This is a genomic window from Adlercreutzia sp. ZJ141 (assembly GCF_011038965.1).
In the GTDB taxonomy this organism is placed as follows: Bacteria; Actinomycetota; Coriobacteriia; order Coriobacteriales; family Eggerthellaceae; genus ZJ141.
Window position 1 is genome coordinate 67521 of the sequence record NZ_JAAKEB010000001.1, and the last position, 14539, is coordinate 82059.

General features: G+C 57.7%; 12 protein-coding genes. All 12 read left to right on the top strand.

Features of this window, described 5'->3' with window-relative positions; all coding sequences use genetic code 11:
- Positions 1-147: 147 nt before the first annotated feature.
- Positions 148-1185, top strand: a complete 1038-nt coding sequence (locus G7Y44_RS00300; RefSeq protein ID WP_165045176.1) for a 4Fe-4S dicluster domain-containing protein — start codon at positions 148-150, stop codon at positions 1183-1185.
- Positions 1175-2086 (top strand): FAD/NAD(P)-binding protein, encoded by a 912-nt coding sequence (locus G7Y44_RS00305; protein WP_165045178.1) that lies wholly within the window; start codon positions 1175-1177, stop codon positions 2084-2086. Before G7Y44_RS00300 ends, G7Y44_RS00305 begins: the two co-directional genes overlap by 11 nt.
- A 1-nt stretch (position 2087) precedes the next feature.
- The gene (locus G7Y44_RS00310; RefSeq protein WP_165045180.1) at positions 2088-2873 is read left to right on the top strand and encodes an NADH:ubiquinone oxidoreductase; all 786 of its coding nucleotides are present in this window, start codon (positions 2088-2090) and stop codon (positions 2871-2873) included.
- Positions 2874-2909: 36 nt separating this feature from the next.
- Positions 2910-4205: a Ni/Fe hydrogenase subunit alpha gene (locus G7Y44_RS00315; protein ID WP_165246623.1), complete on the top strand. Its 1296-nt coding sequence runs from the start codon at positions 2910-2912 to the stop codon at positions 4203-4205.
- A gap of 222 nt (positions 4206-4427) precedes the next feature.
- Positions 4428-5495 carry a rod shape-determining protein gene (locus G7Y44_RS00320; protein WP_165246625.1) on the top strand — a complete coding sequence of 356 codons (1068 nt, stop codon included), beginning with the start codon at positions 4428-4430 and terminating at the stop codon, positions 5493-5495.
- A 14-nt stretch (positions 5496-5509) separates the two neighbouring features.
- On the top strand, positions 5510-6421 hold the full coding sequence (mreC, locus tag G7Y44_RS00325) for a rod shape-determining protein MreC (RefSeq protein WP_165246627.1): 912 nt from the start codon (positions 5510-5512) through the stop codon (positions 6419-6421).
- Complete coding sequence (gene mreD, locus G7Y44_RS00330) at positions 6418-6945, top strand: rod shape-determining protein MreD (protein WP_165246629.1); 528 nt, start codon at positions 6418-6420, stop codon at positions 6943-6945. The genes mreC and mreD overlap by 4 nt, the downstream gene beginning before the upstream one ends.
- Positions 6946-6953: 8 nt before the next feature.
- Positions 6954-9101, top strand: coding sequence for a penicillin-binding protein 2 (mrdA, locus tag G7Y44_RS00335; RefSeq protein WP_165246906.1), 2148 nt, complete (start codon positions 6954-6956; stop codon positions 9099-9101).
- A gap of 158 nt (positions 9102-9259) precedes the next feature.
- Positions 9260-10459 (top strand): rod shape-determining protein RodA, encoded by a 1200-nt coding sequence (rodA, locus tag G7Y44_RS00340; RefSeq protein WP_165246631.1) that lies wholly within the window; start codon positions 9260-9262, stop codon positions 10457-10459.
- A gap of 1 nt (position 10460) precedes the next feature.
- Positions 10461-11753 (top strand): hypothetical protein, encoded by a 1293-nt coding sequence (locus tag G7Y44_RS00345; RefSeq protein ID WP_165246633.1) that lies wholly within the window; start codon positions 10461-10463, stop codon positions 11751-11753.
- 7 nt (positions 11754-11760) lie between these two features.
- A complete protein-coding gene (locus G7Y44_RS00350) occupies positions 11761-13818 on the top strand; it encodes a TIGR03960 family B12-binding radical SAM protein (RefSeq protein WP_165246908.1) in 2058 nt (685 codons plus the stop codon).
- Positions 13811-14509: a TIGR03936 family radical SAM-associated protein gene (locus G7Y44_RS00355; protein WP_165246635.1), complete on the top strand. Its 699-nt coding sequence runs from the start codon at positions 13811-13813 to the stop codon at positions 14507-14509. The genes G7Y44_RS00350 and G7Y44_RS00355 overlap by 8 nt, the downstream gene beginning before the upstream one ends.
- The last annotated feature ends 30 nt before the right edge of the window (positions 14510-14539 follow it).

Consider the following 14539-nt stretch of genomic DNA (forward strand, 5'->3'; position numbering starts at 1 on the left):
TTTCCCTGAAACGGGGTCGTTCCGCTGAACAGGTGGAAAGGCCCCGTTACCTGTATTGAAGGGGTTCGCTGTTCCTTCGTTTGATAGTATGGGAAGCGGTCTAGCGCGTCGCGTTGGACGAAACAACGACGAGAATCGGATGAGAGCATGCTGTACCGTGTTATCGACGCCGATGAGCTCCCCTCATTGGCCAAAGCCTTCATGGATCGGTACCGGGTTGTTGCGCCGGTGCAGAAAAACGGAGAAAGCGTGTACGAGATTATCGAATCGCCCGACGATATCGATCTTTTCGGCCCGCTGTCTATGACCTCGCTGAAGAAGTACTTCCTCCCGCCGCGGGAGACGCTGTTCACGTTCGATGCGGAGACGAATAGCGTTACCGATTTCACGCAGGATGTGCAGCCGCTGGTTCTATTCGGTGCACATCCGTGTGATATTAACGCCATCAACCGCTTGGACACCGCTCTTATGGAAGGGCCGTACGCCGACCCGTACTATACGGCGCTGCGTAAGGCGACGCTTATCGTGGGCGTAAGTTGTATGCCGTCGAAAGATTGTTTCTGCCACGTTGTTGGTGCTGACGAAGCTCGTGTGGGATACGACCTGTTCTTGCAGGATATTGGCGGCAAGTTCCTGGTGAGTATCGCAAGTGTCGAGGCGGCCAACATCCTCGAGTCGGCATGTGATCCGCGCATCGCCACCGATGAGGAACGTATCGCCTTCCGTGAGGCCACGCGCCGGCGGCAGGAGGCATTCAACAAAGAAATCCCCGACATCCAAGAGATCGCGATGCTTATGGATGCCTTCCATAAAGATGCATTCTGGGACGAGCTCGGCGGCCGCTGTCTGTCATGTACGGCGTGTTCATCGGTGTGTCCCACGTGCTTCTGCTTCGATATCCGCGATGAGCTCGACCCGTCGGGAAAAACCGGTCGGCGCGAGCGCGTGTGGGATGCCTGTACGTCGCCGCAGTTCGCCATGGTGGCCGGCGGGCACAACTTCCGTCCCGACGGGCGAAACCGCGTGCGTCATCGTATGTATCATAAGCTTAACGGCTTTTTAGCAAAGCACGACCACATGCTGTGTGTAGGGTGCGGACGCTGCGTGTCGGCCTGCAAGGCGCAGATTAGCCCGATTGAAGTGTTTAAGTTCTTCGAGGCGAAGGAGGCAACCGATGGCCGCTAGTATGTCTGCATCCTCCATCGAAGTGCGTACCTATACCGGTGGCCCCGCGCCGCTTGACGGCGCTCAGATGATGGCCGCGAACCCCTATCGGCCGTGGCCGGCGCGCATCACGAGCATCACTGAACTCACCGCAACGGAGAAGCTCTTCGAGTTCCGCCTGATCGATGACCGCATTCGTGAAGCGTTTCATCATGAGCCCGGCCAGTTTGTCGAGTTGTCCATCTTCGGGGTGGGCGAAGCACCTATTTCCATTTCCAGCTCACCGTCGAAGGGTGGCTTTATCGAGCTGTGCGTGCGCCGCGCTGGCACCTTCACCGAAGTGCTGCATAAGATGCAGTGCGGCGACATTGTGGGTATTCGCGGGCCGTTTGGTCGGGGTTTCCCCTTCGAAAAGATGAAGGGGCACGACATTTTGCTCGTGGCGGGGGGTCTTGGTATCGCGCCCTTACGCTCACTTATTAACAATATCCACGATGAGCGTAGCGAATTCGGCAAAGTGACCATCATCTACGGCTCGCGCAATCCGGGCGAAGTTATGTTCCGTAACCAGTTTGAGATGTGGCGTCATCGCAAGGACTTCGATCTGTATCTGACGGTCGACCATCCGGACGACACGTGGGATGGCGAAGTTGGTCTCGTGACGAAACCCTTCGAGAATTTGGATATTGATGCATCGAACACGTTCGGTGCGGTGTGCGGTCCTCCGGTCATGTACCGTTTCGTGGTGGAGGAAATGCGCAAGAAGAATATTAGCTACGACCGCATCTACATGAGTTTCGAACGGAACATGAAATGCGGCATGGGCAAGTGCGGCCATTGCCAGATCGGGCACCAGTACGTCTGCATCGACGGGCCGGTGTTTAATTACTGGGAGGCCAAGAACATTCAGGGGTCGATGTAGCATGAGCAACAGCGTTTTCAACGGAGGCGGCGAGCGGGTTGCTCCCCGTGTCGTGGTGGTGGGGCTTGCAAGCTGCTTTGGCTGCCAGCTGCAGGTGACGAACGCCGAACAGTATTTGTTGGACGTACTAGGGCAGATCGATTTACGGTATTGGCAGCTTGCTTCAGATGATCCGATGCCCGAAGAGTTTGATGTGGCCATCATCGAGGGTGCGGTCACTAATGAGGAAGCCGAACGTACGGTGCGGCTCTTACGTGAGCGAGCCTCGAAGGTGATCGTTATCGGCGCATGCGCGAACACCGCTGGCATTCCCGGCATGGCTGCCGAGGGCTTCTTCCAGCGTCCATCGCAAGTGTACGATCGCGTTCCGAAAGCTTGTGGCAACATGCTGTCGCCGCGCCCTGTCGATGCGGTGATTCCTGTCGACTACCGCGTGCGTGCGTGTCCGATCGATCCGTACGACTTTATCGACGTGCTACAACGCGCGTTGTATGGTTCGAACAAGTCGTATGCGTCGGCAACAATGTGTGGCGAGTGCAAGCGCAATGAGAGTTCGTGCTTCTATGCGTCGGGCACGTTGTGCTTAGGTCTTGTCACCACCGCTGGCTGCGGGGCGAAGTGTGTGAACTTGGGGCGCCCGTGCAACGGATGCCGCGGCTTGTCGGCTGATGCGAACGTTGCCTCAGCACGCGCCGCCGCTGTGCGCTTCGGCATTGACCCTACCCGCTTCGATGACGCGCTGCGCCTGTTCAACCAAACGAACCCCGCGCTCGCGGAGGAAGACTAGCGTTTCGCGCTGTGCGCGGAGGAAACGAGGAAACCCATGGCGAAGACCGCTTTGCATGTCGATCATGTCGCCCGCGTCGAAGGGCATGGAAATATCCACGTCGTGATTGAGGATGGACGGGTTAAAACCTGCGAGATGAACGTGACCGAGCCGGCGCGTTTGTTCGAGAGCATGGTGCGTGGGCGCGTCTTTGATGATGTCCCCTACGTCGCCTCGCGTGTGTGTGGTATCTGCTCTTCGAGTCACGTGATCACTAGTCTAAAGGCCATCGAAAGCATTTTCGGGGTGCAGGTGTCCGACCGAACGAATGCCTTGCGCGAGCTGCTGGCGTATGGGTCGTACTTGCAGAACCACGCCACACACCTGTTTGTCTTCGCGGCTCCTGATTTCTTGGGAATGGGAAGCGTATTCCCGCTTGCCGAAATCGATCGGGGCTTGTACGACAAGGCACTTGCCTTGAAAGCGCTTGGCAATGAGCTGTGCACGGAGGTAGGCGGGCGTTCGGTGCATCCTATCACCGCAGTGGTGGGCGGGTTCACACATGAGCCACCACGTGAGACTTTCCTCGCTTTAGCTGATAAGCTTGACGAGGCGGTGGCGTTTGCTGTTTCTGCGGTTGATCTGTTCAAGTCGTTCGAGGTGCCCGATATCCGCATGTCAGGTGACTTTTTAGCCATGCAGGCCGACGGACGCTATCCGGTGTGTGATTCCGATGAAGCTCTGTTCGTGCGCAGTGGGAAGCGCTTTGATGCTGCCGACGTGGAAAACGTTATCGAAGAGTATGAGATGTCGCATTCGGGTGCTCTGTTCGCCCGATGCCGCGACACGCAGGATGCCTACATGACCGGTGCGCTTGCGCGAGTGAATGCTTCGTGGTCGAATCTGTGCCATACGGCGAAGGTTGCGGCGGCGAAGGTGGGCCTGCGCCCGCCCGAGCGCAACCCCTATATGAACAACGTTGCCCAAGCAGTCGAGCTTGTCGACGTTTTAGAACATTGCGCGAGGCTTTGTCGCGAGCTGGCGGCGGGTGAGGGCAACCTTTCCGCGAGTTCGGCTCCGGTACCTTATCAGGTACGTGCAGGTGTGGGTGTCGGCTTTACCGAGGCACCGCGCGGAGCGCTATTCCACCGCCTGGAACTTGATGAGGAGGGTCGCGTAGTTACCGCTTCAATTCTCACGCCAACAGCGCAGAATCTGGCGAGTATGGAAGCCGACATGCGCGCTGTGGTGGAAAAGCTCGTGGACGAGGGCTGCTCGGCTGATGCTATTCGCTTGGAAGTTGAAAAGCTCGTGCGTGCCTATGACCCCTGCTTCAGCTGTAGTGTGCATTAGTGCATACGCTAAACGCTTTTGTACCTTGCGCTATCAAGCGTGCCAAAAGAGCGATGAGAGCAACAAAGCTGCGAAGGTGGGCCATTTGTCATAAATTGCTTCTAAGAGCTGGTTTTACGGAGGCTTTGGCGAGTTGTTCTCCCTGTGGATTATGCCGGAGCGAACAGGCATTGTGCTAACATTCATCCTTACTTGAACCTGTGATACAAGGGGTTAGCCTGTATGTCGTTTTTGGATTCGCTAACAGACTTCGGGTTTGGCATGGGCGGTCAAATGTCGACCGATATGGCCATCGACCTGGGTACTGCAAATACGCTTGTCGCCATTCCGGGCGAGGGCATTGTCGTAAATGAGCCTTCCGTGGTTGCCATCGAGAAAGCGACGCATCGTGTGCTCGCTGTCGGCCACGAGGCGAAGAGTATGATCAACCATACGCCCGATGCATTTTCGGCAGAGCATCCGCTGCATGATGGCGTAGTGGCCGACTATGACGTCACTGAGGCGATGATTTCTGCGTTTATCAACAAGGCCGCGCCAAGGAAGTACCCGTGGCAGCCGAAGCCGCGCATCGTGGTGTGCATTCCGTGTGGCGCGACGTCGGTGGAGAAGCGTGCCGTGTTTGAGGCGTCCATTCAAGCGGGTGCGCGCCAAGCGTACCTGATCGAAGAGCCTATGGCAGCCGCTATGGGTGCCGATTTGCCGGTGACTGAGCCTACGGGTTCGATGGTGGTCGACATCGGTGGTGGTACGACTGAGGTTGCCGTTATTTCGCTTGGTGGTATCGTTACTTCGTCGTCGTTGCGTCTGGCGGGCAATCGCATGGATGAGGCTATTGCCATGCACCTGCGCGACTTGCTGGGCATCAAGATCGGTGAACGAACGGCTGAAATCATCAAGATCAAAATCGGCTCGATTTTGCCTTTCGAGGATGGCCGCGAGCGCGACATGGTCATTTCCGGTCAGGACGTGATCACCGAACAACCCAAGGAGGTCACCATCCAGTCAGAAGATGTGCGCGCAGCGCTGCAAGCGCCTATCGACGAGATGGTTACGCACATCAAGGAAACCTTCAAGAAGACCAACCCCGATCTGGCAAGCGATATCATCCAGAACGGCATCCTGCTCACGGGTGGCGGTGGCTTGCTTGCCGGGCTTGACCGGTATCTTACCGACAAGTTGGAGATTCCGGTGTGGACAAGTCCAACGGCACTGACGAACGTGGTTATGGGCTGCTTGAAAGTGCTCGAAACACCGCAGGCCTTAAGGCAGACGCTTATGCGGACTAAATAGGGCAGCGCGCTTTCATGGCTCTCAATTTTCAACAGAAGAACTCGGCGCTCGTTCGTCGAGTTCTTGTCATAGCGCTTCTGGTGATTGCACTGGTGCTGATTACGCTGTATGCACGGGAAGGCGAGGACGGCTTTCTCCATTCTGCGCAAAGTAGTGCATCTGACGCAGCCTCTGTTGTTGGAGGTGCAGGGCAGGGTATCGGTGGCGCGCTCGATGCTCTTGGGAAAGGCGTGGACAATCTAACTGCTGATGACGGTACGCTGTCGAGCTTGCGCACGCAGAACGAAGAACTGCGTGCCATGGTGGCACAGGCCGAAGAGTATCGCCAAGAGGCGCTGCGTCTCGAAGAGTTGCTTGATCTGAAGAGCAGCTACTCCGCCGACGGCGTGGGTGCGCGTATTATCGGCAAGTCTACGCAGGCGTGGAGCCAGACTGTCACCATTAACAAGGGATCGGCTGACGGTTTGCGTACCGGCCTTACCGTTATGGGAACCACCGGCGTCATCGGACAGACCGTAAGTGTGTCTGAGCATGCCGCCACTGTGCGTCTGATTACCGATCCGCAAAGCGGCGTAGCAGCGCTCTTGCAGTCAAGCCGTGCGCAGGGTATTGTGCGAGGTTCGCTTGAGGGCATTCTGTATTTGGAGAACGTCGATGCCGACGCGACGATCGAGGTAGGCGATGTGGTGCTCACATCTGGTTTGGGCGGAAGCTACACGTCGGGTCTGATTGTGGGAACTGTCGTTAAAGTTGATTCCGCGCAGGGTGATTCGTCTCGCCGCGCTGTGGTGTCGCCAAATGGCGAGATCTCGGCGCTCGAAGAGGTGCTGGTAGTGTTGGGCACCAGCAGCTCAGATGACGGATCGGATGGAAGCGCGTCTGGTGGATCAGGTACCAACGCGGCTGACAAAGGTGGTGCCGAATGACGCCTGCGAGCGCTGGCGTGATGAAGGCGGTCGGTGCAGTTATCGCCCTCATCTTGCAGGTGGCGCTTGCTCCCAACATTGCGCTGTTCGGGTCGTTTCCCTGTATTCCGCTGGTCTATGTGATGGCTTTAGGTGTGGCCGATCCGGCAAACGCCAGTATCGCGTTGTCGTTCCTTACCGGTCTTGCGTGCGACCTTTTAGGTTCTGGTCCGGTTGGCGCGCTTGCGTTTTTGTTCCTGTTGGCGCACGTTGCTACGGCACGCGTGTTTCTTGTGCTCGACAACGATGCGCTCTTCATGCCGTTTGCCATCATGTTCGCGGGTATGTTTGCGGTTGAAACTCTCTACGGCTTTCTGCTGGTGGCGCTGGGGTTGCCCGTGTCGCTCCTTGACGCCTTCCTCAATCGTGCGGCTCCGTGCGCGCTGTACGACTGTGTGGTTGCTGTTATTGTGTATCCGCTGCTTGTCGTGCTGTTTTCGCGCACTGCGAAGGAGCTTAAGATCAGAACGCCGAAGCTGAGGTAGTGGTCGCCATGTTGATTGCCATTATCGCTGCCCTTGTGGCCCTCGTGCTCACCGCTGCCGCTGTCGTTATCGTGTTGAACATGGTTCGCAAAAACCGTTCCGAAAGCGTGGGCGTGAAGAAAAGCGCAGCCACCATCGATTCGGTGGGTGTGAAGTCAACACTTTCTGACTATATGCCTAAGCACGCGAACCATGGAACAGCTGCGTCGTCGTCGAGTCAGCCGGTGACGGTTCCTGCCGATGTGTTGCGTCCACGCTTTTTGGCTATGGGGGCGCTTGTGGCTGGCGTGTTTGCGACGCTTCTGGCGAAGCTGTGGAGCATGCAGATCTTGGCGGGCAGTAAGTATGCCAGTGAATCGGAGGAAAACCGCTATTCGGTGGTTTCCACACCAGCCCCACGCGGCTATGTGTACGATGCTGATGGCTTGGCGCTCGTGAAGAACCGTTCGTCGCTGACAGTGCTCGCCGATCCCGACGTTGCTGACAATCGTGACGTGTTGTTGCGGCTGTCCACGGTACTTGGCGTGCCGTACAACGTGGTGCGCCAGCGGGTGAAAGATGCGTCATCAGGTGCTCAGAGCCAGCGTGTGGTAGCAAGCGACGCACGCATGCGCGACGTGGCGTTTATTTCCGAGCATGCCGACGCGTTTCCCGGTGTGACTGTGGAAACACGGGCGGTGCGCGACTACCCCTATGGTGCTTTGGCTGCGCATGCGCTCGGCTACACCGGCAGCGTGTCGGAGGACGAGCTTGGTAATATGGCCGCCGGACGAGATATTGAGCTTGGCGATGACGTGGGGAAATCGGGCGTGGAATCCACCTACGACAACCTAATCGCGGGCGATCATGGCCAGCGCAAGGTGATGGCCGACTCGAAGGGTAACGTCGTTGAGGTGGTAAGCGAAACGCAACCAACGCGCGGTTCCGATGTGTATTTGTGTATCAAGGGTCCTGTTCAATACGCTGCCGATAAGGCGCTGGCCGAACTGATTGCCCCCGATGATGGGGTTATTGGGTCGGGTGCGGGAACGGCTGGTGCCGTGGTGGTACTCGATATTGCTGATGGCGGCATTGTAGCTATGAGTAGTTATCCAACGTTTGCTCCATCCACCTTCACCGGCGGCATTCCCCAAGAGGTGTGGGACTTGTACAACACTGAAGAATCACATTATCCGCTCATGAACCGGGCTATATCGGGGTCGTATCCGGCTGCTTCCACCTACAAGGCGTTCACCAGCATGGCAGCGCTTGAGTACGGGTTTGCCACCGATACGAGCACGTGGACGTGCACCGGCTCGTGGGACGGCTGGAACACCGGCCAGCCGCAAATGTGCTGGGAACACTCCGGTCACGGTACGCTCGATCTCTATGGCGGCATTGTGAACTCTTGCGACGTCGTGTTCTACGAAATCGCAAAGGCGTTTTGGGATAATCAGGAAACAGTCGGTGAAACCGCGCTGCAGGACTACCTCCGCAAGTTTCGTTTCGGGGAATACACGGGCATCGATCTTTCCGGTGAGGCACAAGGACGCATTCCCACACCGGAATGGAAAGCCGAGCATTTCGCCGATTACCCCGAAGAGGCCGTGTGGAAGGGCGGCGACATGACAAACATGATCATCGGCCAGGGCTATGTGCTCACCACGCCGCTGCAGATTGCCTGCGCGTATGCGGCTATTGCCACGGGCACGATGATGAAGCCGCATCTGCTGAAGGAGGTGCGTAACGCTTCGGGGGAAGTGGTGCTCTCTTTCGAGCCTGAGGTGTTAACTGAGATTGATGTGAACACCGACGATCTTGCACTGGTGCGCCGGTCACTGCGTGGCGTAGCTACGGACAATAGTTACATCGCCAAAGTGCTCAACGACTATGGTATTCAGGCGGCGTGCAAGACAGGCACGGCAGAAGTGGCTGGCAAGGAAGATTACGCATGGTTTGCCATGTATGCGCCCTACGATGATCCGAAGTACGTGGTAGCGTGCATTGTCGAAGAGGGCGGCGGTGGTTCTGATACAGCGATGCCTCTTGGAGCTGCTGTCATGAACGCCGTACTTGCGTACGACCGTGGCGAACTTGACGAGATGGGGCGTATTGCCGGTTCGACTGGCAAGTCGGTTGAGCCGGCGGCGCACGTTTCGTCGGGGCGCACCGACTAGCGTGTAGGTGAGACTCGCTTTGTGGCCGTGCTACGGGTAGTGCCGCGGTGCGAGACGGGCGAGCAGGCGTGCGGCTGGTGCTGCATTGCCAATGTCGTGCGACTGGTGTATTGCCAGATGAGAGACTGTAGGAGAAACGGCGGAAGGAGGCGAGACATATGGCTGCTTTGCCGCAGATAGATACGATCAAGACGCCTGACGCCGCTGTTGTACAGGCGGCAAGGAATGCCCGGCGGGCACGCTTTAACGTGCCATTTGTTGTGGTTGTGGCGCTGTTGGTGTCCTATGGTTTGCTGATTGTGTATTCGGCGGTGCGCGTCGATGCTGATTACAGCTTCACTCGGCAGCTTGCTGGCGTGGCTATAGGGCTTGTCGCCATGTTACTCGTATGGCGTTTCGACTACCGCAAGCTGTCCGATTTCGTTACGCTGTTCCTTATTATCAACGTCGTACTCATTCTGTCTCCGCACCTGCCGGTTATTGGTGTTGAGGCAAAGGGCGCGCAGTCGTGGATCAAAATAGGCATGCAAATTCAGCCGGGCGAATTCGCGAAGGTGACTGTGGTGTTGCTCGATGCGGCGGTGATGGCTCGTTATGGTGGCCGCCTCGATGACCCGCGCGAGTATTGCCGGGCACTCGGTATTATGCTCGTTCCGTTCGCATGTATTATGACGCAGCCTGATTTGGGTACGGGTCTGGTGTATTTGTTTATTGCGGCGGTGGCACTTGTGATGGGTGGTGCGCGGCCGAAGTACCTGCTCATCACACTTGCTGCTTTCGTTGCTGCAGTGGCGCTCGTTTTTGCCGTTGACGAGGTAATCAAAGCGCAGACAGGCGAGTATAAACTACTGCAGCAGTATCAGCGTAATCGCCTGCTGGTGTTCATCAACGACGATTACGACCCAACCGGCGAGGGTTACAACCTGAATCAGGCGAAGATTGCTATCGGGTCAGGCGGTTTGTTTGGACAAGGGCTTTTCAAGGGAACTCAGCATGCACTTGGAATCCTACCTGAGGCACCTACCGACTTCATCTTCTGCGTGCTTGCCGAGGAATTGGGGTTTGTGGGCGTAGTGGTGTTGCTGGCGTTGTACGCTGCACTCATACTCATTTGTTTTAACATCGCGCGATCGTCAAACGACTTGTTCGGCATGCTTATCGTTATGTGCGTGGTGGGGATGTGGCTGTTTCAGATACTTGAAAATATCGGCATGGACTGCGGGTTGATGCCCATTACCGGTATTCCGCTGCCGTTTATGAGCTACGGCTCGTCGTTTATGGTGGTCAACTTCATTATGCTTGGCATGATTGGGTCGGTATGGAGCCATAACAACGCTTCGTTGGGAAAGAGAGGCTAGCATGGAAATGCCCGTTGACGTGAAGAAGGTTCTTGACGAGGTATCGGCCGTCGATGAAGCTCGTACGATGCCGCTGTCGGTGAGCGTGTACTTCGATGAAACCGCTCCAGGTGATGTGCAGGCATTCGTTCGCCAGTCGTTTGCCAGTGCGTCACATCATGCGCGCGTGTCTCTCATGTACTTGGACGGCCGTCCGTTTGTTCCGTTTGAGGGAGACGACATGTCGGTTATTGTGGCTGGCGTGTCAGATGCTGTTGGGTCGTGTGCTGAGCAGCTGCGCGAAGCTGGGGTGCCCGTGATGGTGGTGACCACGTTGCCTCATCTCGTGTCCGATCTGGCTCATGCTTGCGGGCATGATATCCCCGCAGCTGATCTGTTGTCTCCTGCCGAGCAGCCTACCGTGTCGAAAGCGGCTGTGGTCGCCAAGGCGGCGCGTAATGTAGCTGGTGCCGCTGCCGATGCGCAGGAGAGAGGCGGCAAGATGCAGACGATCGCCGGCATGGCATCGGGTGCGGCTTCTACTGCTGCCGACTACATTGAAGCATTTGCGGAAGAACCCGCGAAGGTGCATGAGGAGTACGCTCGTGCAAGTGCTGAGGAAGCGGCCGCCGAACCACTAGAGCTCAATGATCGCTTGCGAGCGTCGTTGGCGGGGCGTATGGGTCGTTGGGTTGTTGAAACATGTCGAGCGAAGAAGCTCGCGTTTGCGTTGGCGTTCCCCTTTGTTCGTAAGCCGCTTGCGCTCGATGCCGTGTCGGTTACGGCGATGCAGAACGCTGGTGTGGGTGCGCTCGTTATTATTCCCGGCGCTGACATGCCCATTATGACACTGAACCAATCGAAGATGCTGTTGCAGATTGCGGCTTCCTACGGCGAGGATCTCGGTCCTGCACGCCTCAAAGAGCTTGCCGCTGTAGTGTGTGGCGGCTTCGCGTTGCGTTCGGTGGCCCGTCAAATTGTGTCGGTTGTGCCCGTTGGTGGCTGGGCTGTGAAGGCAGGCATCGGATATTCGGGTACTGTGGCTATGGGGCGGGCTGCCATCGAGTATTTCGAGGGTGGGGCTTCTTTGAGTAGGTTTACCGATGCGTTTGGTGGCGCGCGTGACAAGGTGATGCGTGTTGCTGCGGGCAAGGTTGCAACGCGTGCAAAAAGCCATGGGGCGCGCACGGTGGAGCGCGTTCGCGATGCGGCTGTTCGCGCCGCTGGGTCGGCGGTGAGTCGTGCACCGCGCGAAAAGGCAGGCGCGGCAGCCGGTGTCTCAGCGGCTGGCGTGGGCGTGGAATGGTCGGAGTAGTATCGGTATGGAGCTTACCAACCTCTGGCCGCGCTTGGAGCCGTTGCTGGCCGACGCTGAGCGTCCGGCGCGCTACCTAAACCACGAATTTGGATGTGTGTTGAAAAGCGACGCCGACTTCAACTTCTGCATGGTGTATCCCGACACCTACGAGCTAGGACAGGCGAATCAAGCGCTGCGCATCCTGGTAAACTGCGTGAATGCACAACCGGGTATGGCAGCCCAGCGCGCATTTCTGCCTGCGCCGCACATGTGCGATGTGCTGCGAGATGAGGGCATTCCGCTGTTTTCAATCGAAGGTTGTGCGCCGCTTGCCGAGTTCGATGCGGTGGGCATCACGCTGCCGCATGAGTTGGCGGCAACCAATGTGCTCGAGGTGCTGGATTTATCGGGCATTCCTCTGCACGCAAGTGAGCGAACCGATACTGATCCGTTCGTTATCGCGGGCGGCCCGTGCGCGTACAACCCCGAGCCGTACGCTCCCTTCTTCGATGCGTTTAACATTGGCGAAGGGGAACGTGCTATGCCCGAAGGCCTTGACGTGATGCGTCGCATGAAGGCGCAGGGGGCTTCGCGTGCCGATATTTTGCTGGCTCTTGCGCAGCTGGAAGGCTGGTACGTGCCATCGCTGTATCGCTGGCTTGATGAGGCTGAGGCGCAGGAGCGAGGGAGTTGGATTGAGCCTGTTCGCGATGGGTTGCCCACGGTAATCACCAAGCGTCTGTTCGAGGAATTCGCTGAAAGCCCTGGATGGGAGCCGTGCATTGTTCCCTTTACCGAGGTCGTGCATGACCGTCTAAACGTTGAGGTGTTGCGCGGGTGCGCGCGTGGGTGCCGTTTTTGTCAGGCGGGCATGATGTATCGTCCGGTGCGCGAACGCAGCGCCGACAACGTGGTCGATTCGGTGCTTGAGGGCTTGCGATGCACAGGATATGACGAAGTAAGCTTGACTTCGCTGTCCTCAACTGATCATTCCCAGATTGCTGACATTCTCATGCGTCTGAACGAGGCGTGCGACGGTAAAGGCGTGCGCATATCGGTACCCTCGCAGCGGCTCGATTCGTTCGGTGTTGACATGGCCGAGCTTGTTGCGGGGCAGAAGAAGGGTGGGCTTACGTTCGCGCCCGAGGCGGGCACGCAACGTCTGCGCGACGTTATCAACAAGAACGTCACCGAAGACGACCTGTTTAGCGCCATTGATGCGGCGTTCGCAGCGGGATGGCGCCGGTGCAAGTTGTACTTCATGATCGGGCTTCCCACGGAAACCGACGACGACATCAAGGGTATTGCGAGTTTGGCGCAGCGTGCCTACGACCGTGCCAAGGCGGCGGTGCCTCCTGAACAGCGGGGCAGCGTGCGCATGAGTGTGTCGTGTGCGCTGTTTGTGCCGAAGGCGCAAACGCCGTTTCAGTGGGATGGTCAGATAGCGCCCGAGGAATCGCTGCGGCGCGTGGCGCTTTTGCGCCACAGTGTGAAGTACCGGGCGGTCGATGTACATTGGCACGACCCCGACACCAGTTTCATTGAGGCCGCTATGAGCCGTGCGGGTCGCGATGCGGCTGCATGGGTGGAAGCCGCTTGGCGTGCAGGTGCCCGCTTCGACGCGTGGAGTGAGTGTTTCAGCCGGCAAGCGTGGGAAGAAGCGTGCGAACAGACGGGGTTTGACCCTGCTGTGGTTGCCCAGACCACGTACCCAACCGATTACGTGATGCCGTGGTCGCACATATCCTGCGGGGTGTCGGTGCGATGGCTCGCGCATGAGCGTAAGCTTGCCGGGCTTGAACGCACAACTCCTGACTGCACCTTCGAGCGCTGCTCGGCATGTGGGGCATGCCCTAGCTTAGGCACCGACAATCAACTTGCTGCTCCACGCACCAACGCGAAGTCTACAGCGATTAAGCCAGATAGAAACGACTCCGGTGCTACCTTCAATGCCGGCAGCGCTTCGTTTGAAGAGAGTGGTACTGTTCAGCCTGACACTGTCCCAACATGCGGCGGCGATATGGCTGAAAAGGCAGGTTCATGCATGCGTGCTGATTACGGGGAAGGGGAGCGCTATGACTGATTCGAGCCTGTTTCGCTTGCGTGTTGAGTTCGGCAAACAGGGAAGGCTTGCGCTGCTGTCGCATTTGGAAGTAGCTCGTGCTCTTGAACGCGCGGTTCGGCGGGCTAACCTTCCCTTTGCGGTGAGCAAAGGTTTTTCGCCTCATATGCGCATCGCGTTTGGTGCGGCGCTGCCCGTTGGTGTTGGTGGTACCTCCGAGATCTTCGACATTTTGCTTTTGCGCTACGTACGACCAAGCGATGCCTTGCAGGCGTTGCAGCATGCGAGCGTACCCGATCTCATGTGCACCTCGTGTGCCTACATCGAACCGACGGCGAAGGCGGCCTCAGTTGCCTATCCGTTCAGCACGTACGTCGCACGTTTCACAGAGGCGCCTGTACGGCTGGAAGTACCCGCCGAAATAACGGTGGTGCGCAAGAAGAAGGAGAAGGTGCTACGCTCCGAAGAGTTCTTGGTGGGGCCGATGCTGCTTGATGGTGATACGGTGCGCTTCACATTGCAAGCGAAGGACACGGGCAGCTTGCGCCCCGATGTGCTGCTGCGCGCCTGCTGTGAACACACGATGGCTAACGGCGCGTCGTCCGCGGAACCGGATGTGGACTCAAGTATTACAACAACACCCAGTCCGCTGCGTGTCGCATCCATCACAAGGGTGCGCCAGTCAGCCACCGCCGAAGAAGCGCTGCGGTAGAGAAACGCCACGTGCAATTCTGCGTGCAAT